Source organism: Nonomuraea sp. NPDC059194, assembly GCF_042754765.1.
GTDB lineage: Bacteria > Actinomycetota > Actinomycetes > Streptosporangiales > Streptosporangiaceae > Nonomuraea.
Genome location: NZ_JBHZBH010000065.1, coordinates 1 through 20,114, shown reverse-complemented (window position 1 = coordinate 20,114; position 20,114 = coordinate 1). Strand labels below are relative to the sequence as shown.

Genomic DNA, 20,114 nt, shown 5'->3' with positions numbered 1-20,114 from the left:
GATCATGAAATGCCTTCCTTGGACCGTAACGAGCGATTTTTCCAGATCGTAAGCGCTATTGCAGCCTGGATTGGCGATTGTTATGTGATCAAGAAAGTATGAGGACATCGCCTGATAGGCGCCGATTATCCCGCGCGTCGGTCGTTGTCCCAGGTCAGCGGCCAGGGAGAGGCTTCTTGGCATGAGAAGACTCACATGTCTGGCTGTCCTTTGCGGTACGGCTTTCGCCGCATCTCCCGCGCCCGCGATGGCCGAGCCCGACCCGCCGTCCAAGATGGCAGAAATGATCTTGAAAATGGTCGACCAGAAGCGGATGGTCGTCCTCAGCGCGGGATCGCGCATGGTGCTGCTGACGTGCGAGCCGTACCGCGTCTCGACGCATCCCGACCCGAGGAAGGCGTGCGCGGACCTCGAAGCGGCGGGCGGCGACCCCGCCGAGGTGGAGGGCGACCCGGCCATCAGGTGCACCATGCACTACGACCCGGTCAGGGCCACCGCGTTCGGCAGGTGGGACGGCAGGCCGATCAGGTACCGCCACAACTTCGGCAACTCCTGCACGATGCGGCTCGAGACCGGCTCGCTCTTCTCCTTCTGAGGGCAAGGGTCCCGGTCCTGAGCAGGACCGGGACCCCAGGTGTTGACATCAGCCGGGCTGGTTGCCGCTCCAGCGGTTGGCCGCTGCCTTGTACACCTTGTAGGTGTCGCCGTTGAAGTACGGCGAGGAGATGCGGTCGTAGCGGTCGTTGCCGTCGGTGTCCCAGGCGACGCTGTTGACGCCGATCAGGTAGCCGGTCCTGGTGGAGTTCTTGTAGTTGTACAGGAACGGTCCACCGCTGGCGCCGGCGGTGAAGGAGCACCTGAAGCCAACGTGCTCCTCGATGCGGAACTTCGGCGCCGGCGGCATGGCGGCCGTCGTGCCGTAGCACCACTTCATGGTCTTGCCGGTGAAGGGCTTGTCACCGTCGGGGTGCTCGCCTGCCGGGTAGCCGAAGGAGAACACCGTGGCCTTGGTGCTGCGGTTCCAGGTGAAGCCCTGTCCGCCGACGTTGTCGCCGAGCCTGCCGACGTTCTTCTTGACGACGCGCCAGTTGCCCTTGTCGTCCTTCTGCCACTGCGGCTTGTAGCCGTTGTAGACGGTGACGAAGGAGTAGTCGTAGTCGTAGTCCTCCTTCACCACGAAATCGTCGTGCGCGTTGAACGTCTTGGCGGCGTAAATGCCGTAGGGCGTCTTGCCGTCCCACTTGTTCTTGCCGTCCCAGTACGACGGGATGAACACCCAGTTGTCGTAGAAGACGTTGTGCTTGACGTCGTAGACGCAGTGGGCCGACGTGGCCACGAGATTGCGGTACTTGCCCTGCACCGAGGTGCCGGAGCAGTACTTCCAGCTCTTCTTGTCGTTCTCGTCCGCGCCGGGCAGCGTGAAGAAGATGCGGCCGACCGTGTTGGGCAGGTTGACCTGCTTGGTCTTGGTGGCCTTGGCCTTCTCCTGGCCGATCGGCGGGACGGATCCGGGCGGGCCGTCAGGGGTGGAGTCGGTGCCCTTCGCACCCCTCACGTCCATGGACAGGTCGTCGTTGATGTCGGTGGCCGCGCGGAGCTTGTCCGGCGTCCAGAACGCGATGGCGCTGGCTGCTGAGGTGGTCGCGTTCTTGGAGACGACATCGCTGGGGGCCGCGGCCTCGGCCGCGGTGGCTCCGGTCAGGCCGACGGCCATGCCGATGGCCGCGACACCGACCGTGAGGCGCCTTGCTCGGGAAAACATGGAGCTCCTTCCGGTTCTCGGCGGCCCAGAGCGGGGAACGGTGCCCCGGTGGGCCAGGAAAACGTTGAGGACGCTACTGAATGGCGCAAGGAATAGGCCAGGAAACGACGCGAAAAAGTCTGGGACGGTTCCATGGATATCCATTTCGCATGTATTCAAGAATGGTATTTCCGCAGGTGAGGACTGGCCGCTGAAATCACTTTCAACAAAAGTCCCACCCTTTACATACCGAACATTGCTCTGGTTATATCGGCGTCATGGATCCATGCACCCCCTGCCTTGTCGGAGCCGCCCAGCTCGCCGTTCGCGACCAGCCGGGGCCCGAGCCCCTGTCCCTGTGGGAGGCGGTGGCGCGGCAGGCGCTGGCCGAGGCGCGGCTGAGCGGCGCGCGGCTCGACTCCGTCCAGATCGTCTACTCCGACTCCTGGCAGTACGACGACCCCGTGGCGCGCCTGGCCGGACGGCTCGGGGCCGACCCGCGGCACCGGGCCTACTCCAGGGTCGGCGGTACGGTGCCACACCTGCTCATCGGCGAGGCGGCGGGCCGGATCGCCGCGGGGGAGATGGACGCGGCGCTGGTCGTGGGCGGTGAGGCGCTGGCCACCAGGCGCGCCTACCGCAAGGCGGGCGAGCGCGTGAGGTGGAGCCATCCCGCCGACCCCAAGCCGCCCTACGGGTGGGAGCGGGGCCCACACGAGGCCGAGCTGGCGCACGAGCTGTTCCTGCCCGTGCACACCTACGCGATCATGGAGACCGCCCGTGGGGAGGACATCGCGAGGGAGCGGGCCGCGCGCGGCGCGCTGTTCGCCCCGTTCACCGAGGTCGCGGCGGTCAACCCGCACGCCTGGCACCGCACTGTGGCGACGCCGGAGGAACTGGTGACGCCCGGTCCTGGCAACCGCTTCGTCGGCTGGCCGTACACGAAGAGGACCGTCGCGGTCATGGAGGTGGACCAGGCTGCGGCGCTCGTGCTGGTCAGCAGCGGGCTGGCCGACCGGCTCGGGGTGCCGCGCGACCGGCGGACCTACCTGCGCGGGTGGGCGTACGCCGAGGACACGTGGGAGGTGGCGGCCAGGCCGTCGCTCGGCTCCTCGGAGGCGCTCGGCGCGGCGGCGGCCACGGCGTTCTCCCGGGCGGGGCTGTCCCTGGACGACCTGGTCGCGCTCGACGTCTACAGCTGTTTCGCCGTCGCCCTGCGGATGGCGTGCGACGCGCTGAAGCTGGACCCGCTGGACCGGCGGGGGCTGACGGTCACCGGCGGCCTGCCGTACGCGGGCGGGCCGGCCAGCGGCTACGCCCTGCACGCGACCGCCACGATGGCCGGAGTCCTGAGAGAGGGCGGGCACGGCCTGGTCAGCGGCGTGGGCATGCACCTGACCAAGCACGCCTACGCGGTGTGGTCCAGCATGCCTGGCGGGAGGCTCGGCGACGCCGCCCCCGTGCACACGGCGCGGCCCGTCCCGATCGTGCCGGCCTACGCGGGCGAGGCGACGGTGGCCGGGTACACGGTCGCGCACGAGCGTGACGGCTCGCCCTCCAAGGGGCTGCTCGTGGCCGACCTGCCCGAAGGCGGCCGCGCCCACGCCTGGGTACGGCAGGCGGACCTGCTCGCCGACGCCATGGCCAGGCAGCTGGTGGGGCACCGGGTGCGCCTGACGACCGATGGAAAGGTCAACACGGCCGTCTGGTGAACCCACCCATCGGTGTCTTGAATGGAGGTGTGCGCGACGTCATCGAGGCAGGCACGCCGGGACGCAGGCGATGGATCGGCATCGTGGTCCTGGTGGCCGTCCTCGCCGTTCCCGCCGTCAGCCTGCTGATCAGCAGGAGCCCGGACGGACGGCAGGCCGCCGATCACCCGCCGTCCGCCTCGCCCGGAGCCTCGACCTACCTGGTCGAGGCGCCCAACATCCTGCGCGCCGAGCCGCGGTCCGTGGGCGACGAGGAGAGCATCGACGTGGTGTTCCCCGACGGGACGAAGGCCACCGTCCGCTATCCCGCCACGCTGCGGCTGGCGGCTAGGGGGTCCAGGCCCTATCAGGGGGCGTGGATCAGCGGCGAGCGGGCGATGTTCCGCAGGCTCTACGCGCCCCTCGACGGGCTGCCCGAGGAGAGCACCTGGATCAGGAACCTGACCGGCACCGTCTCGCTGTGGTCCGCCCGTGAGGGGCAGGTGCTGGTGTTCGCGTTCGGCAGGTGGCGCATCGCCCTGCAGGACCGCCGCGACGGGCTGAGCTTCGAGCAGCGGATGGAGTGGGCCCGCGCGCTCAAGGGCAGGGTGACCCGCGACGGCTATCTCGTGCTGTCGGCCGAGCAGCCCGTCCACCTGTCGAAGCCGGGCGACCGGCTCGGCGGCGAGCCCGCGGGCCCCGGCCTGCTGTTCGGCGGCGAGCTGCTCGGCGCGCGGGACGAACTGGTGTCGCTGGTGCTGACCCGCAACTGCCCGCGCAACAGCGGCATCCCTCCCGAACTCCGCCGGAACACCGCCTACGCCGATGGCGTGTGCAGGGGCGACGTCTTCGTCTCCGCCGCGGGGCGGGAGCCGTTCGTTCAGACGGCGCTGCGCGGGATCAAGGTGAAGCTCACCGAGTAAGGTGCGGCCATGTTCGCCGTTACCGCTACACAGACCGATCCCGACAACCCGCTGGCCGGGCTGACGCTCGGTGAGCATCCCGACCCCAAGGCCCCGGACGGCTGGACCACGGTGTCCGTGAAGGCCGCCGCGCTCAACCACCACGACCTGTGGACGCTCAAGGGCGTCGGCATCCGCCAGGCCCGGCTGCCGATCGTGCTCGGCTGCGACGCGGCGGGCGTGGACGAGGACGGCAACGAGGTCATCGTCCACTCCGTCATCGGGCAGGGCGCCGACGAGACGCTCGACCCGAAGCGGTCGCTGCTGTCGGAGGTCCACGACGGCACGTTCGCCGAGAAGGTGGCGGTGCCGCGCCGCAACCTGGTGCCCAAGCCCGCCGCGCTGAGCTTCGAGGAGGCCGCGTGCCTGCCGACGGCCTGGCTGACCGCCTACCGCATGCTGTTCGAGAAGGCAGGGCTCCAGCCGGGTTCGACCGTGCTCGTGCAGGGCGCGGGCGGCGGCGTGGCCACCGCGGTGATCGCGCTCGGCAGGGCGGGCGGATTCAGGGTGTGGGCCACCTCCCGCTCGGAGGAGAAGAGGGAGCGGGCCCTCCGGCTCGGCGCCGACCGGGTGTTCGAGCCGGGCGCCAGGCTGCCGGAGCGGGTCGACGCGGTGATGGAGACCGTCGGCCAGGCCACGTGGGACCACTCGCTGAAGTCGCTGCGCCCTGGAGGGCGGATCGTCGTGTCCGGCGCGACGAGCGGGGCGGTGCCGCCCGCCGACCTGAACAGGGTCTTCTTCCTGCAGCTGTCGGTGGTCGGCTCGACGATGGGCACCCGTGACCAGCTCGGCCGCCTGGCGGTCTTCCTGGAGCAGACCGGCGTGCGCCCGCTCATCGACAGGTCGATGCCGCTCACCGAGGCCCGCGCCGGCTTCGCCGCGATGCACGAGGGCGAGTTGTTCGGCAAGGTGGTGTTCACCGTCTGAAGTAAGTGACGGGTTACTTGGCTGGCTCCCGGGTGATACAACGGAAGTATCACCCGGGAGGCCATGACCTATGGAACCGTTCGGTCCCGGCACGATCCACTGGGACACCGCGGGCGAGTATCGCAACCTGCTCGTGGCGGGCAGCGCGCTCGTCCTGCAGACGATGCACCCCGCTGTGGGCGCGGCCGTGGCCCGGCACTCCGCTTACAAGCAGGACCCGTGGGGACGGCTCATCCGCACCCTGACCTCCGTCCAGACCTGGGTGTACGGCGGCGCCGAGGCCGAGCGCGAAGGCAGGCGGCTGCGGGAGCTGCACGCCTCGATCAGCGGCACCGACGAGCGGGGGCGCCCCTACCACGCGCTGAACGGCGAGGCCTACGCGTGGGTGCACCTCACGCTGTTCGAGCGCTTCGTCGCGCTCAACCGCTACTTCGGCACGCCGTACTCCGGCGAGATGGAGCGCAGGCTCTACGCCGAGTCGCGGCAGCTCGGGCGGATCCTGCGGGTGCCCGAGCGGGAGGTGCCGCCGACGCTGGACGACTTCTGGCGCTACTTCGACCGGATGGTCGCCGAGCGGCTCGAACCGCACCCGACCGCGCTGGAGGTGCTGGCCACCATGCGCGGCACGCCTGCACCGCCGATGGTGCCCAGGCCGCTGCGCGGGATCTGGCGGCCCGTGGGGATGGGGTCGGGCGAGTTCAACCACTTCGTCACCGTGGGGACGCTGCCGCCTGCCGTACGGCAGGTGCTCGGGCTCGACTGGACGCAGAAGGACGAGCGGCGGTTGCGGCGGCTCGGGCGGGCGGTCGCGGCGCTGACGCCTCGCCTGCCCGAGCGGGTCCGCTACCTGCCGATCGCCTACCGGGCCAGGCGGGCCGCGCGCGACCGGCGGGAACCGCTATCCGCGTAGCGAGTCGCGGATCCGCTCCGCGGCCGCGTCGAGCGCCTCCCTGCAGTCCGACAGCGTCTCGCGGGTGAGGTCGCTTTCCGAGGCCTCCTCGCGGACCTTGGCGACGAAGTCGGCCAGCAGCTCACCGAGCTCGGCGTCGAGCTCGGCCCGGTCGTCGGGCGTGCCGGCGTCGAAGGAGCCGCCGAGGTCGCTCCAGACCTGGGTCCAGACGCGCCGCCACTCCCTGCTCAGCCGCTCGCCCTCGCTCTGCCACTGCGCGGCGTGCTCCGTCCACTGGCGCTTCTGCTGCTCCTTGATCCGCCACACGTCGGCCTTCTGCTGCTCGCGCAGGCGGCGGGCCTCGTCGCGGCCGCCCCGCTTGACGTCCTTGGCCATCGCGGTCAGCTCCTCGCGGAGCGTCTTGACGGTCTCGCGAACGTCCTCCTTGACCTCGCGGGCGATGTCGCGGACCGAGTCGGTGATCTCCTGCTCCAGGTCGGCCAGCTCGTCGAGGCGGGAGCCGAGCTCGGCGCGGCCCTTGTCGGTGATCGAGAACACCTTCTTGCCGTCGATCACCTCGTGCGTGACCAGGCCCTCTTCCTCCAGCCTGGCCAGTCGCGGGTAGATCGTGCCCGGCGAGGGGGAGTAGACGCCCAGGAAGCGGTCCTGGAGCAGCCTGATCACCTCGTAGCCGTGGCGAGGGCTCTCCTCCAGCAGCTTGAGCAGGTACAGCCGGAGCCTGCCGTGGCCGAATACCGGGCTCATTCCTTGTCTCCCTTGAGCAACGTGACATCGGCCGAGACGGTCGTGGCCGACAGCGAGGCCATTCCACCACCCAGCCGTCCCGACAGCGACTTGGCCCCGGGAAGGCCGCTGGGGCGCAGCGCCTCGAAGGCCGAGTCGAGCCGCCCCGTGGTGGAGCGGATCGTGACATCGCTCTCCACGTCGTACGGTAGGCGGACCAGGATGTCGCCGGAGACGCTGGACAGCGAGACGTGCCCGGTCGGGCGCAGCGCCAGGTCGGCGGTGATGCGACCGGAGATCGTGGTGGCCTTCAGCCTGCGGGGAGTGCCGCCGGCGACCGCGAGATCGCCCGAGACGCTCTTGAACGACAGGTCGCCCTCCATCGCCCTGCACTCGACGTCGCTCGACACGGTCTCGGCGTGGACGTCGCCGCTGAGGCCGTCCAGGACGATCTCGCCGGAGACGCTGCGGACTCCGGTGCGGTGCTCGAAGCCGGCGACGACGGCCGAGGCGGAGACGACGCCGACGTTGAGCGGGCAGTCCTTGGGGACGGTGATCGTCAGCGTGGACGCGCGGTTGCCCGACCGTTTGAGCCAGCCGAGCAGGCCGTCCCAGGTGAGGTCCTTGTAGGCGACGGTGAGCGTGCCGTCGTCGTCATGGGTGACGATCAGCGGCGAGGAGTCGATCTCGGTGACTTCCAGCGTCGGTGGCCCTTCGCTGGCCAGGACGGCCAGCTTGCCCGCGATCACGCGCACGTTGAGGCCGCGCACGGCGTCGAACGTGAGCTGCTGGGGGCCCTCGATCGTCCACTGCGACATGGTTTCGTCCTTCGTTCCCGACACGTCCAACACAAGACACGATATGTCGCGTTAAGCGGAAAATCAAGATGTATCGCGTTTGGCGTGTCGAGGGCGCGGGCGTCCTACTCGTCGTCGTCGTCGTCGTCGGAGTCGTGGCGGGCCAGCCACGTCGCCAGGCGCTCGATCGGCGTCTCGAAGTCGGGGTTGAGGTCCACGAACTCGCGCAGCCGCTCGCCCAGCCAGAGGATGCTGACCTCCTCCTCGCCGCGGCGCTCGACCAGCTCCTCGATCCCCCTGTCGGTGAAGTACATCGCTCTCCTGTTCACTCGGTCGTGGCAACTCTAACGAGCTTCCGTGTGAACCTTTTGCGCGCGGTCCGGTAAGTACAGGCATTCGACCACCGCACCGAAAGGTCCCCTATGCCACAGTCCGCCGCGACCACCGAGGTCGCCGACGCCGAGCTGATCCGGCGGTCGTGGCAGGAACCCGCGGCGTTCGCCGCGGTGTTCGATCGCCACGCCCCGCAGCTGCACCGGTACGCGGTGCGGCGGCTCGGACCCGACGCGGCCGAGGACGTCGTCTCCGACGCGTTCCTGGCCGCCTTCCAGAACCGCCATCGATACGACCTGGAGCACCCGGACGCCAGGCCATGGCTGTACGGCATCGCCTCCAACGTGATCGGCAAGCGGCGAAGGGACGAGATCTCCCGCTACCGCGCCTACCACCCGAACAACAAGATCGTCATGGCGCTGCCCGAGGCGGAGCAGAAGACCTACCGGCTCGCCCAGGACAAATGCTTCATCGAGGCGGTCAAGACCGTCCTCGGCAAGAACATCAGCTCATGGGAGGACTACGGCCGGCAGCACGCCGCCGCCTACGACAAGCTGGCCGACACCGAGCTGAACGGCTCGGCCAATCTGGTCAAGCTGGGCAGGTCCTTCGCCGCCTGCCTCAAGGTCACCTCCGCCAAGCCGACGGAGCTGGCCGAGCGCGGCCGCCAGGTCTTCGTCGACGAGCGCACGGAGGTCGCTCGTCGGCAGGGCGTGAGCGCGCCGGCCAACGCCAAGATCATCATTCCGCCCATGAAGCCCGAGCAGGCCAAGCCGTACCTGAAGAAGGAGGTCAAGGCCGCGCTCGACGACCTGGCCTGCGGCAAGGACTTCTACGCCGCCTACGCCCCCCAGGCGTGGAAGCTCCAGCAGAAGGTCAACGCCGACTACGGCGTGCCGTTCGCCTGGTAGACCCCCGGCACCCTCCGGGAAAGCCGAACGCCCCGGCCTGTCACAGGCCGGGGCGTTCGCTCGTGCGTCAGCCGAACAGCGCGTGCTGCATCTCCTCCAGCTCCCTGTCGTGAGCGGCGTGGGAGCCGGTCGCGGGGGAGCTGTTGGGCGTGCGCGACACCCTGCGCAGGCGGCGGCCGCCGAACAGGTCGGGGTTCTCCGCCAGCTTCAGCGTGAGGTACGGCCACGGCCCCATGTTGACCGGCTCGTCCTGCGCCCAGACCAGCTCCACGGTGGGGCTGTAGCGGGCGAGCTCGGCGGTGAGCTCGTCCTCGGGGAACGGGTAGAGCCGCTCGAGTCGGACGATCGCCGTGTTGTCGGCCGCCGGCGACTTCTCGCGGGCCGCGGCGAGGTCGTAGTAGACCTTGCCGGAGCACAGCACGACCTTGGTGACCTTGCCGGGATCGACCGTGGTGTCGCCGATGACCGGCTGGAAGGTGCCGGAGGTGAACTCGGCGGCGGCCGAGGTGGCCTTCTTGTGCCGCAGCAGCGACTTCGGCGTGAAGACGACCAGCGGCTTGTGCCTGCCCGACTCGACCTGCCAACGCAGCAGGTGGAAGTAGTTGGCAGGGGTGGTCGGCTGGGCGACGGTCATGTTGTCGAGCGCGCAGACCTGCAGGAAGCGCTCGATGCGGGCCGAGGAGTGGTCGGGGCCCTGACCCTCGTAGCCGTGCGGCAGCAGCAGCACGACGCCGGACTTCTGGCCCCACTTCTGCTCACCGGAGGAGATGAACTCGTCGATGATCGTCTGGGCGCCGTTGACGAAGTCGCCGAACTGCGCCTCCCACGCGACGAGCGCGTCGGGCCTGACCACGCTGTAGCCGTACTCGAAGCCCAGCGCCGCGTACTCGCTCAGCAGCGAGTCGTAGACGTAGAACTTCGTCGTGCCGTGGTTGAAGGCCTTGAGCGGCGTGTGGTCCTCGCCGGTGAGCCGGTCGACCAGCACCGCGTGGCGCTGGACGAACGTGCCGCGGCGGGAGTCCTGGCCGACCAGGCGGACCGGGTGGCCGTCGATGAGCAGCGAGCCGAAGGCGATGGTCTCGCCCATGGCCCAGTCGATGCCGTCCTGCTCCACCATCTGACCGCGACGCTGGATGATCGGCGCCAGGCGCGGGTGAGGGGTGAAGCCCTCGGGCAGGTTGAGCTGGGTGTCGACCACGCGCTTGAGCGTCTCGTCGGAGATCGCCGTCGGCGTCTCCGCGTGGGACCACTTGACGACCTCGGTGTGGGGCACCTGCAGCTCGCCGGAGTCGGCCGGGTGCTTGGCCGCCTCGCGGACCTCGGTGAAGGCCTGCTCCAGCTTCGCCTGGTAGTCGCGCAGCGCCGACTCGGCCTCCTCGACCGTGATGTCGCCGCGGCCGATCAGCGCCTCGGTGTAGAGCTTTCTGGTCGAGCGCTTGGCGTCGATGATGTCGTACATCAGCGGCTGGGTGTAGGCCGGGTTGTCGCCCTCGTTGTGGCCGCGACGGCGGTAGCAGACCATGTCGATGACGACGTCCTTGCGGAAGGTCTGGCGGTACTCGTAGGCCAGCCTGCCGACGCGGACGACGGCCTCGGGGTCGTCGCCGTTGACGTGGAAGATCGGCGCCTGGATCATCCGCGCCACGTCGGTCGCGTAGACGCTGCTTCGCGACGAGGCGGGCGAGGTGGTGAAGCCGACCTGGTTGTTGACCACGATGTGCACGGTGCCGCCGGTGCGGTAGCCGCGCAGCTGCGACAGGTTGAGCGTCTCGGCCACCACGCCCTGGCCCGCGAAGGCGGCGTCGCCGTGGACGAGCACGGGCAGGACCGAGAAGCCCTCCTCGCCGCGCTCCAGCAGGTCCTGCTTGGCGCGCACGACGCCCTCCAGGACCGGGTCGACCGCCTCCAGGTGGGAGGGGTTGGCGACCACGGAGGAGACGATGGTCTCGCCGGTCGGCGCGGTGAACGTGCCGCTGGCGCCCAGGTGGTACTTCACGTCGCCGGAGCCGTGGGCGGTACGCGGGTCGATGTTGCCCTCGAACTCGCCGAAGATCTGGCCGTAGGACTTGCCCACGATGTTGGCCAGGACGTTGAGCCGGCCGCGGTGGGCCATGCCGATGACGACCTCGTCGAGGTTCTCGCCCGCGGCCTCGCTGATGACCGAGTCGAGCAGCGGGATGAGGGACTCGCCGCCCTCCAGGGAGAAGCGCTTCTGGCCGACGAACTTCGTCTGCAGGAAGGTCTCGAACGCCTCCGCCGTGTTGAGGCGCGCGAGCACGTGGAGCTGCTCCTCGCGGTCGGGCTTGGCGTGGGCCTTCTCCACCCGCGCCTGGATCCAGGCCCGCTCCTCGGGATTCTGGATGTGCATGTACTCGATGCCGACGGTGCGGCAGTAGGAGTCGCGCAGCACGCCGAGGATCTCGCGCAGCTTCATCAGCGGGCGGCCGCCGAAACCACCGGTGGCGAACTCGCGCTCCAGGTCCCACAGCGTCAGGCCATGGGACTGGATGTCGAGGTCGGGGTGCTTGCGCTGCTTGTACTCCAGCGGGTCGGTCTCGGCCATGAGGTGGCCGCGGACCCGGTAGGCGTGGATGAGCTCGATCACGCGGGCGGACTTGGCCACGTCGTCGTCGTGGGAGGCCGAGACGTCCCGCGTCCAGCGGACCGGCTCGTACGGGATCCGCAGCGCCTCGAAGATCTCGTCGTAGAAGCCGTCCTCGCCCAGCAGCAGGCGGTGGATCGTGCGCAGGAAGTCGCCCGACTGGGCGCCCTGGATGATCCGGTGGTCGTAGGTGCTGGTGAGGGTCATCACCTTGGAGACGGCCAGACGCGAGAGCGTGTCGGGCGAGGCGCCCTGGTACTCGGCTGGGTACTCCATCGCGCCGACGCCGATGATCGTGCCCTGGCCCGGCATGAGGCGCGGCACCGAGTGGACGGTGCCGATCGTGCCGGGGTTGGTCAGCGAGATCGTGGTGCCGGCGAAGTCGTCGACGCCGAGCTTGCCGGAGCGGGCCTTGCGGACGATCTCCTCGTAGGCCATCCAGAACTGGCGGAAGTCCATGTCCTCGGCGGCCTTGATCGACGGCACGAGGAGCTGGCGTTCGCCGTTGCTCTTCTGCACGTCGATCGCCAGGCCGAAGTTGACGTGTTCGGGCTTGACCAGCGTGGGCTTGCCCTCGACCTCGGTGTAGGAGAAGTTCATCGCCGGCATGGTCTTCAGCGCCTTGACGATGGCATAGCCGATCAGGTGCGTGAAGGAGACCTTGCCGCCGCGACCGCGCGCGAGGTGATTGTTGATCACGATGCGGTTGTCGATGAGCAGCTTGGCGGGAATGGCCCTCACGCTGGTGGCCGTCGGCACGACCAGCGAGGCGTCCATGTTCGCCGCCGTGCGCGCGGCGGCGCCGCGCAGCTTGACCTCTTCGGCACCGGCGGGCACGGGGGTGGAGACCTTGGGCTTCTCAGTAGCAGTGGTAGTCACGGCGGCCTTAGGAGCAGCGGGGGCGGGCGCGGTCGCTGTGCCGTTCGCCGCCTCCCTGACCGGGGTTCTGCCCGGTCCGTAGTCAGGGTTGTAGTCAGCGAAGAAGTTCCACCAAGCCTGGTCTACAGACTCGGGGTCCTGGAGATACTTCTGGTACAGCTCGTCGACAAGCCATTCGTTCTGACCGAAGCTTGCCAGCGGGTTTGTCCGCGACGACTCAGACGACACGGCGGAAATCGCCCTCTTCCGCAGATCGGCGTTGATGATAGAGAACCTGTCCAAGGCTACTCGCCTCGACCGGCATCGTGCGCCCTTGAGGCCACACCACTCCGCCTGATCCTCTCAGGAGAGACCGAAGTGGTCACGCCTCCCTAGTGATTCCTGGGGGTGCAGCCATTGTTACCATTCGGTATCGACGATCTGGCGGAGTTTTTACCTCCTGCTAACAATGAGCCGGGTTTCGACCTTAATGTCCGGTGTGACCTGATTGAGGAGTTCCGCGAGCTCCTCCCCGGCCTCCTTCAGCTCCTCCAGTGAGAGCGGTTCGAGCCGCTCCAGGAGGAACAGCGCGTCGGTGGTCTCCTCGGTGATCCTGGTGCGCACCACCTGCCGCCAGTTCCAGCGCCTGCAGGTGACGCCCACGTCGTCGCGCCAGATCACCTCGCCGGCGTCGGGCGTGCCGAGCGCCTCCTCCGAGGGCTCGTCGCCTTTGGCCCGCATCAGATGGGCCGCGCCCCGGTAGTGGGCCAGGTCCTCGCCGCCGATCGGCAGCACGTGCTTCACGCTGACGGAGTTGTAGGCGTCGACCACGAGGTTGATCTCGGGCAGGGGTAGGCGGCGGGTCAGCGCGTCGACCGACGGCCTGGTGCGCTGCGGCTTGGCGCCGAAACCCCGGTAGGCCTCGCGCCAGGGGTCGATCTTCTCCTGCTGTACGGCATGCGACGATGCCTCCTCGAGCCAGGCGCGCGAGCGGTCGTCCGTGGGGCCGTTGCGCAGGCCGTACGCGGTCATGACCAGAACGGCGAAGTCGGGCCGCAGCTCGAAGATCTCAGGATCAACGCGAACGTCTTCAATCATTCCCCCAGCCTAGAAGGACCCCGACATGAGTCATCTCGTCCTCGACCTCAAGTACCACTGGGCCGTCTTCGGCCTCGCGGTCTTCAAGCCGGTGGTGACGCTCAACGGCTACCCCGTTCCCGTCCGATGGGGGCAGAACGTGATCCCGGTGGCCCCCGGCACCTACCACCTCCACGTGCACGTCCCCGGCCTGCTGCCGCCCCAGGTCGGCAACGCGGACCTCCAGGTGTGGGTGGCGCAGGGGCAGTCGCTTCCCGTGGAGTACCGCGCGCCCGCCTGGTCGTTCTCCCCTGGCGCGCTCGGGCCCGCGCCGCAGCCGTGGAACGGTGTGGTCTACCAGCTGGTGCTGCTGGGCGCGCTGCTGATTCCGCTGGTCTTCATCCTGTTCCTGCTCGGCGCGATCATGGTGTCGATCGCAAATTAACATTTGCAAAATGTCCTTTGCGGTCTACCTTGGATGGCATGGACGAGGCGTTCCACATCAGCGACCCGCGCACGCTGAAGGCCGTCGCCCACCCGCTCAGGGTCAGGCTGCTCGGCCTGCTGCGCGCCGAAGGCCCCGCCACGGCCAGCGCGCTGGGGCGCAAAGTGGGCGAGAGCTCGGGCTCGACCAGCTACCACCTGCGCGAGCTGGCCAAGTACGGCTTCATCGAGGAGGACCCCTCACCCGACGCCAGGGAACGCCGCTGGCGCGCCCGCCACCGCTTCACCGAGTGGAACACCGCCGAGCTCTCGGCCACGCCGGAGGGCAGGGAGGCCGTCACGATCATGTCCCTGCGGCAGATCGAGGCGATCGCCCGCTCGGTGGAGGAGTTCAGGGCCGAGGAGTGGCCCGTGGAGTGGACAGCGGCGGCGGGGATGGGCGACGCGCTGGTCAGGCTCACCCCCGAGGGGGTGCGCGAGTACTTCGAGCGCGTCGCCGAGCTGCAGCGCGAGCTCGAGGCCAGGTACGGCGACGCTCCCTCCGCCGAACAGGTCTACGTCGGCACCACGGCCTTCCCCAGGAGGAAGCGATGACCCCCCAGTCCGCATGCCGCCGCTACATGCTCGTCAGCCTCCTCACCTGGCTGCCGCCAGGCCTGATGATGGCGCCGATGGTGCTGCTCATGACCGAGCGCGGCCTCACCATCGCCGAGGTCGGCGCCACCATGGCGCTCTACTCGGCGGTGAGCGTCGCGCTGGAGCTGCCCACCGGCGGGCTGGCCGACGTGCTCGGACGCAGGGTCGTGCTGTCGGCTTCGGCCGCCTTCACCGTGGCGGGCCTGTCGCTGATGGTTGTGGCCGACTCCTTCACGCTCTTCGCGGTCAGCGCGATCGCCAAGGGCGTGGCAAGGGCGCTGTCCAGCGGCCCGGCGGAGGCCTGGTACGTCGACACCCTGCACGCGCTCGAAGGACCCGACGCCGACCTCAAGCCGGGGCTGTCCAGGGGGCACGCCATGGAGTCCGTGGCGCTGTGCGGCGGCACGATCGTCGGCGGGCTCGTGCCGCTGGTCGTGCCGGGCGGGCTGGCCGTACCCCCGGGGATGGGCGCGGCCGCGGCGGTCGTGCTGCTGGTCGTGGCTCTCTTCGCGTTGCCCGAGCCGCCGCACGGGCACCGCACGCTCGGCGCGGTCCTGAGGACCGTGCCCGCGACCGTGCTCTCAGGGCTGCGCATGACGGTGGCCGACGGCGTCCTGCGGCGGCTGATGGGCGTCGCGGTGGTGCTGGGGACGGCGCTGGTCGCCGTCGAGCTGCTGACCCCGGTACGGCTGGCCGCGCTCACGGGCGCCGCGGAGAGCGGCGCGACCGCCTACGCCTTCGTCGCCGCGATCGGCTTCGCGGGCAGCGCCCTCGGCAGCGCGCTGGCCCCGAGGGTCGCCGCGCTCCTTCGCGGCCCCGGGGGCTTTGGAGGTCGCGGCCCCGGGGGCTTTGAAGGTCGCGGCTCTGGGCTCGATTCTGGGCGCGGCTCCGTGCGCGGCTCGGTGGCGGGCATCGTGGTGACCGCGCTCTCGCTGGCCGCGCTCGCCGCCACGGCGACGCTGACGGGGGCCGCGGGGCTGGTGACCGCGGGGCTCGCCTACGCGGCCATGTTCACCGGGCTGTCGATCACCGTCCTGCTCGGCGCCGAGCTGACCCACCTGCGCGTCACCTCGGCCGAGCGCGCCACCATGACCTCGGTCTCCTCGATGTCGCTGCAGACGGGCGCGGGCCTGGCCAACCTCGGGCTCGCCTCACTCGCGCTCGGCCTCGGCACGGCCGCCGCGTGGTGGCTGGCGGCGGCGCTGGCACTGGCCTCCACGCTGCTGTTCGCCAGGATGCCTGACCTACGCCCCACCCCACGCCCCGCGCTACAGCCAGCCGTGTTCGCGGGCGAGCCTGAAGGCCTCCGCCCGGTTTGACGTGCCGAGCTTGGTGACGGCCGCCGCCAGGTAGTTGCGGACCGTCCCGTTCGACAGGTGGGTACGGCGGGCGATCACCGCCACCGGCGTGTCGAACTCCGCCAGCCGCAGCACCTCCAACTCCCGTGGGGTGAGCGGGCACTCTGGGGCGGTCAGCGCGTCGGCGGCCAGGCCGGGATCCACGTAGCGACCGCCACCATGGACCCGCCTGATCACCTCGGCCAGCGCGCCCCCCGGCGAGCCCTTGGGCATGAAGCCCTTCGCTCCGGCGTCGAGCGCCCGCTTGAGCAGCGGCGGCCTGCCGTACCCCGTGAGGATGACGACCCCGCAGGAGGGGAGCGCGGAGGCCAGCTCGGCGCTGACCTCCAGCCCGCCGAGGGCGGGCATCTCCAGGTCGACCACGGCCACGTCGGGACGGTGCGAGAGCGCGAGGTCGACGGCGGCCCTGCCGTCGGCGGCCTGCGCGACGATCTCCAGATCGGGTTCGAGCCCCAGCAGCGCGGCCAGGGCCGTCCTGATCAGCTCCTCGTCGTCGGCGAGCAGCACCTTGATCACAGCGTCACCTCCAGCCTGAACACGTCGCCCTCGACTCCCGAACGCAGCGTGCCGCCCGCCTCTGCGAGGCGTTCGCGCAGACCGCGCAGGCCCGAACTGTGGCGGTCGGGGGCGGCGGGCTTCGCGCCGTCGTTCGTCACGGTCATGCGCACTCTGCCGGACTCTCTGGCCAGCTCGATCGTGCACCAGCTTGCCGTGCTGTGCCGCAGGACGTTCGTCGACGCCTCACGCAGCACCACCGCGAGCTGCGCGGCGACCTCCTGCGTCAACCCACCACCCACCCCGCCTTCCGCGCGGGCTCCCGTCCCGCCCTCCGTAGTGCCGCCCGGGTTGTCGATCAGGCCGTCGGTCAGCCCAGTGATCGTGCAGCGCACGCCCGAGGAGCGCAGGACCTGCGCGACGGCCGTGAGCTGGGCGGGCAGGTCCACCTCGCGATAGCCGTGAACGGCGGCACGCAGGTCCGTGAGGGCGGTGGCGGCCAGGCGGCGCAGGTCGGCGGCCTCCTCGGCCGCCCGCTCGGGGGCGACCGCGACCAGGCGCTCGGCCAGCTCGGCCTTGAGCGCGATCACCGACAGGTCGTGGCCGAGCAGGTCGTGCACGTCGCGCGCGAACCGCAGCCGTTCCTCCGCCGCGGCCAGCCTGGCCTGGGCCGCCCTGCCCTCCTGCGCTTCGAGCAGCAGGTTCCACAGCCATACGTGCAGGCCGCTGATCGCGAGCGTGGACAGGCCGAGCAGCAGCGTGATCACGACGTACAGCCGGACCTGGTCGCCCACCCACAGCGCCACCCCGGCGGAGGCCGCCGTGGCAGCACACATGATCGCCAGAGACGGCCAGCGCCCGGTCGTCACCAGCGGCGCGGTGGCCAGGACCGCGCCGCCGATCCACGCCCACGTCTCCCACGCGGGGGCGGCCAGCGGGCCCGCCAACGGAATCGAGACCACGGTCGCGGCGGCGAAGACCCAGCGCTGGACCCTTCCACGTGCGGACGGCGTGATGGCCGCGTAGAGGACGGCGGCCTGCGCGGCGGCGAACAGCGTGATGCCGACCGCGCCGAGCGCGACGCGGAGCGGGTCGGGCTCGCGGAAGAGGCCGATGCCGGGCATGACGAAGCCCGCCATCACGGTCATGCTCAAGGTCGCCAAGGTCGCCATCCTGGCCCAGCGCAGCACGGCCGCAATTCTAGGCACCCGCCCGCTCCACCGGCGGCGGTCAACGGCCGATTCATCGTGATCCGGGCGCCTCGCCCGCGGGCATCACCGGTCGATTCGCGGTGACCGGGGTGCCTCATGGCGTGGGCTTCATCCGCGGGCCGTCAGTGGCCGGTCCATCGTGACCTGAGCACCTCTCTCTCGACCTCTGGGGGAGGGCTTCACCCGCGAGGCGCCCAAACCGAACATGGTTCTGGAACAATGGTGAGATGTCGAAGTTTGTGGTGACGGCGGCGAACGAGGCTCAACGGACCGCCTGGCTGGACGGAACGCTCCCCGCGGTCGAGAAAGTACGGCCAGGCCTGTGGTCGATCCCGGTGCCGATCCCGATCAACCCGTTGCGCTACGTCCTCGTCTACGCCCTCGAACTGCCCGGCGGCGTGGCGATCATCGACGCCGGATGGAACACCGACGAGGCCTACGACGCGTTGGTGGCGGGCCTGGCGGTCGCCGGCTACGCGATCACCGACGTCAAGGCCGTGCTCGTCACCCACATCCACGCGGACCACTACGGCCTGGCCGGACGCGTCCGCGAGGCGTCCGGTGCGTGGATCGCCCTCCATCCCGCCGACGCGCGGCTGCTGAGCGACCGCTACGACGACGAATACGTCGAGTCGCTGGTGGAGAAGGAGAAGGCGCTGCTGGTCAGGTCGGGAGTGCCGGTCGAGACGCTGGCCGAGTTGGCGGGCGCCTCGATGATGATCAGGCACATGGTGATGATGGCGCGACCCGACCGGCTGGTCGAGGACGGCGACCGGCTCGACCTGCCCGGCTGGGACCTGCGGGCGCTGTGGACGCCGGGGCACTCGCCCGGACACCTGTGCTTCGTGTCGGACGAGCGCAAGGTGCTGTTCTCCGGCGACCACGTACTCGCCAAGATCACCCCGATCGTGGCCGTGCACCCGCAGTCCGGGCCCAACCCGCTGGCCGACTACCTCGACGCGCTGCTCGCCGTACGCAAGCTCGACGTCGAGGAGGTGCTGCCCGCGCACGAGTACCGGTTCCTGGAGCTGGCCGAGCGCGTGGACTACGTGATCGGCCACCACGAGGAGCGGCTGGCCGAGATCGAGGGCGTGGTGGCCGCCCACGACGGCATCACCTGCTGGGACATCGCCACCAGGCTGACCTGGTCGCGGCCGTGGGAGACGATCCAGCCGTTCATGCGCCGCGCGGCCAACAACGAGACGCTCGCGCACCTGGCCTGGCTGGAGGCCAGGGGCCGGGTCAGCTGCGTCCTGGGCGAACCGGACACCTGGCACTCCACGCAATAGGCGTTGACAGCGGCACACTCCTCCACCGCCAGCGTTCCAGCTCTGTCTCGCTGTACGGCAGGCAGGGTGACGCGGATGGCCGGCCCCGTCGAGGCATACGCGTCATCGACCACAGGGCCTATATCTGCACGACAGTCGTCGACCGTCACACGAATCGACGGTCGGCATCGCCAGTGAGCCGGCGATCTCGTGATGCCACGGCAGTAGAAGGGCCGTTGTAGACAGTGGGATAGCATCAGATGCATATAGCATTCGATGCATGGAGATGTATGCGGTCGAGATCGAATCGGAGGTACGGGAGTGGCTGGATTCCCTACCGGATCGCGAATACGGCCGCGTGGAAGAGTTTGTCGCGATCTTGGCCGAGAATGCCGAAACCCTCGGTGAGCCATGGTCGCGCCATCTCGGCGGCGGTCTCCGGGAGTTGCGCATCCACCTGTACCCAGCGCAGGTGCGCATCACGTACTGGCTGGCCCCAGCCCGCCGAGTCGTCCTCCTGACGGTCTTCCGAAAGACCCGGCGAAAGGAGGCCGGTGAAGTCGAGCGAGCGCAGCAGGCGCGCAAAGAGTGTGAAGCTTCCCACGGCCACGCGGTCCACACCTATGACAGGCAGGTTTGATCATGAACGAGAGCAGTCCGCACGTACGCTGGGATCTGGGAGCGGGACGTGACAGCGCCGAGGTTCGCGCCGGTCGTGAAGAGGCACGCTTGGCTTTCGAGCTGGGCAACGCCGTACGGACCCGCCGCATTGCCCTGGGGCTGTCGCAGACGGAGTTGGCCAAGCGCGCCGGGATGACGCAGCCCGCCCTGTCGCGGCTGGAGGCTGGCGGACCCACGCCGACCATCGGCGTGTTGGAGCGATTGGCCCATGCGCTTGGCACCGGCCTCAGGGTCGAATTCACCGACGCAGCCTGACCTGTCAGTGGCCGTCGCCATTTGCTTTCCGGCACCACAACGCGAGGGGCACACCCGTCACCCCATGGCGAGATCGCTGCGAAGTATCCGGCCGTATCGAGTGCAGGCCTGGCCGCACCACACCTTGTCAGTTTCCGCTCTAGGGCGTGTTTCAGAAGTGGATCACGTGAGTGATCTACTTCTGGGATGATCTTCGGGTGGGTCGTGGTGATTTGACCGCCGCTCAGTGGGCGG

Annotated in this window: 20 protein-coding genes; 12 read left to right on the top strand and 8 right to left on the bottom strand. The window is 69.6% G+C overall.

Annotation, left to right across the window (positions count from 1 at the left end):
- Positions 1–283 precede the first annotated feature (283 nt).
- Positions 284–595, top strand: coding sequence for an SSI family serine proteinase inhibitor (locus tag ACFXJ8_RS41640; RefSeq protein ID WP_379650725.1), 312 nt, complete (start codon positions 284–286; stop codon positions 593–595).
- A 48-nt stretch (positions 596–643) separates the two neighbouring features.
- Here the strand turns inward: ACFXJ8_RS41640 and ACFXJ8_RS41635 are convergent, their stop codons facing one another.
- Entirely contained in the window at positions 644–1,762 is a 1,119-nt protein-coding gene (locus tag ACFXJ8_RS41635; protein ID WP_379650724.1) for a trypsin-like serine peptidase, read from the bottom strand.
- A 257-nt stretch (positions 1,763–2,019) separates the two neighbouring features.
- Here ACFXJ8_RS41635 and ACFXJ8_RS41630 point away from each other — a divergent pair, with 257 nt between their 5' ends.
- The 4 genes from ACFXJ8_RS41630 to ACFXJ8_RS41615 all read left to right on the top strand — a co-directional run bounded on the left by ACFXJ8_RS41630 (position 2,020) and on the right by ACFXJ8_RS41615 (position 6,231).
- Positions 2,020–3,453: an acetyl-CoA synthetase gene (locus tag ACFXJ8_RS41630; protein ID WP_379650722.1), complete on the top strand. Its 1,434-nt coding sequence runs from the start codon at positions 2,020–2,022 to the stop codon at positions 3,451–3,453.
- 29 nt (positions 3,454–3,482) lie between these two features.
- Positions 3,483–4,355: a hypothetical protein gene (locus ACFXJ8_RS41625; protein WP_379650721.1), complete on the top strand. Its 873-nt coding sequence runs from the start codon at positions 3,483–3,485 to the stop codon at positions 4,353–4,355.
- A gap of 9 nt (positions 4,356–4,364) precedes the next feature.
- Entirely contained in the window at positions 4,365–5,321 is a 957-nt protein-coding gene (locus ACFXJ8_RS41620; RefSeq protein ID WP_379650720.1) for a zinc-binding dehydrogenase, read from the top strand.
- A 70-nt stretch (positions 5,322–5,391) separates the two neighbouring features.
- Positions 5,392–6,231 (top strand): oxygenase MpaB family protein, encoded by an 840-nt coding sequence (locus ACFXJ8_RS41615; RefSeq protein WP_379650718.1) that lies wholly within the window; start codon positions 5,392–5,394, stop codon positions 6,229–6,231.
- Here the strand turns inward: ACFXJ8_RS41615 and ACFXJ8_RS41610 are convergent.
- The 3 genes from ACFXJ8_RS41610 to ACFXJ8_RS41600 form a co-directional block, all read right to left on the bottom strand.
- The gene (locus ACFXJ8_RS41610) at positions 6,220–6,975 is read right to left on the bottom strand and encodes a helix-turn-helix transcriptional regulator (RefSeq protein WP_379650716.1); all 756 of its coding nucleotides are present in this window, start codon (positions 6,973–6,975) and stop codon (positions 6,220–6,222) included. The genes ACFXJ8_RS41615 and ACFXJ8_RS41610 overlap by 12 nt on opposite strands.
- Positions 6,972–7,772 (bottom strand): DUF4097 domain-containing protein, encoded by an 801-nt coding sequence (locus tag ACFXJ8_RS41605; protein WP_379650715.1) that lies wholly within the window; start codon positions 7,770–7,772, stop codon positions 6,972–6,974. Before ACFXJ8_RS41605 ends, ACFXJ8_RS41610 begins: the two co-directional genes overlap by 4 nt.
- A gap of 104 nt (positions 7,773–7,876) precedes the next feature.
- Positions 7,877–8,065, bottom strand: coding sequence for a DUF6104 family protein (locus ACFXJ8_RS41600; protein ID WP_379650713.1), 189 nt, complete (start codon positions 8,063–8,065; stop codon positions 7,877–7,879).
- A 108-nt stretch (positions 8,066–8,173) separates the two neighbouring features.
- On the opposite strand from ACFXJ8_RS41600, the gene ACFXJ8_RS41595 reads away from it, so the two are divergent.
- Entirely contained in the window at positions 8,174–8,995 is an 822-nt protein-coding gene (locus ACFXJ8_RS41595; protein WP_379650711.1) for an RNA polymerase sigma factor, read from the top strand.
- A gap of 67 nt (positions 8,996–9,062) precedes the next feature.
- Here the strand turns inward: ACFXJ8_RS41595 and ACFXJ8_RS41590 are convergent, their stop codons facing one another.
- A complete protein-coding gene (locus ACFXJ8_RS41590; RefSeq protein ID WP_379650710.1) occupies positions 9,063–12,704 on the bottom strand; it encodes a multifunctional oxoglutarate decarboxylase/oxoglutarate dehydrogenase thiamine pyrophosphate-binding subunit/dihydrolipoyllysine-residue succinyltransferase subunit in 3,642 nt (1,213 codons plus the stop codon).
- Positions 12,705–12,908: 204 nt separating this feature from the next.
- Positions 12,909–13,553, bottom strand: coding sequence for a B3/4 domain-containing protein (locus tag ACFXJ8_RS41585; RefSeq protein ID WP_379650708.1), 645 nt, complete (start codon positions 13,551–13,553; stop codon positions 12,909–12,911).
- A 25-nt stretch (positions 13,554–13,578) separates the two neighbouring features.
- Between ACFXJ8_RS41585 and ACFXJ8_RS41580 the strand changes: the two genes are divergently transcribed.
- The 3 genes from ACFXJ8_RS41580 to ACFXJ8_RS41570 are packed head-to-tail and all read left to right on the top strand — an operon-like array spanning position 13,579 to position 15,931.
- Positions 13,579–13,977 (top strand): hypothetical protein, encoded by a 399-nt coding sequence (locus ACFXJ8_RS41580; protein ID WP_379650706.1) that lies wholly within the window; start codon positions 13,579–13,581, stop codon positions 13,975–13,977.
- A gap of 38 nt (positions 13,978–14,015) precedes the next feature.
- Positions 14,016–14,570, top strand: a complete 555-nt coding sequence (locus tag ACFXJ8_RS41575) for a helix-turn-helix domain-containing protein (RefSeq protein WP_379650704.1) — start codon at positions 14,016–14,018, stop codon at positions 14,568–14,570.
- Positions 14,567–15,931, top strand: a complete 1,365-nt coding sequence (locus ACFXJ8_RS41570) for an MFS transporter (protein WP_379650702.1) — start codon at positions 14,567–14,569, stop codon at positions 15,929–15,931. The genes ACFXJ8_RS41575 and ACFXJ8_RS41570 overlap by 4 nt, the downstream gene beginning before the upstream one ends.
- Here the strand turns inward: ACFXJ8_RS41570 and ACFXJ8_RS41565 are convergent.
- Together ACFXJ8_RS41565 and ACFXJ8_RS41560 are read right to left on the bottom strand one after the other, a co-directional pair.
- Positions 15,881–16,486, bottom strand: coding sequence for a DNA-binding response regulator (locus ACFXJ8_RS41565; protein ID WP_379650701.1), 606 nt, complete (start codon positions 16,484–16,486; stop codon positions 15,881–15,883). The two genes, ACFXJ8_RS41570 and ACFXJ8_RS41565, sit on opposite strands and share 51 nt — an antisense overlap.
- Positions 16,483–17,673, bottom strand: a complete 1,191-nt coding sequence (locus ACFXJ8_RS41560) for a sensor histidine kinase (protein ID WP_379650699.1) — start codon at positions 17,671–17,673, stop codon at positions 16,483–16,485. The genes ACFXJ8_RS41565 and ACFXJ8_RS41560 overlap by 4 nt, the downstream gene beginning before the upstream one ends.
- A gap of 230 nt (positions 17,674–17,903) precedes the next feature.
- On the opposite strand from ACFXJ8_RS41560, the gene ACFXJ8_RS41555 reads away from it, so the two are divergent.
- The 3 genes from ACFXJ8_RS41555 to ACFXJ8_RS41545 all read left to right on the top strand — a co-directional run bounded on the left by ACFXJ8_RS41555 (position 17,904) and on the right by ACFXJ8_RS41545 (position 19,880).
- The gene (locus tag ACFXJ8_RS41555; protein WP_379650697.1) at positions 17,904–18,965 is read left to right on the top strand and encodes an MBL fold metallo-hydrolase; all 1,062 of its coding nucleotides are present in this window, start codon (positions 17,904–17,906) and stop codon (positions 18,963–18,965) included.
- A gap of 259 nt (positions 18,966–19,224) precedes the next feature.
- Positions 19,225–19,584 (top strand): type II toxin-antitoxin system RelE/ParE family toxin, encoded by a 360-nt coding sequence (locus tag ACFXJ8_RS41550; RefSeq protein WP_379650696.1) that lies wholly within the window; start codon positions 19,225–19,227, stop codon positions 19,582–19,584.
- 2 nt (positions 19,585–19,586) lie between these two features.
- A complete protein-coding gene (locus ACFXJ8_RS41545) occupies positions 19,587–19,880 on the top strand; it encodes a helix-turn-helix domain-containing protein (RefSeq protein ID WP_379650694.1) in 294 nt (97 codons plus the stop codon).
- Positions 19,881–20,114: the final 234 nt, after the last annotated feature.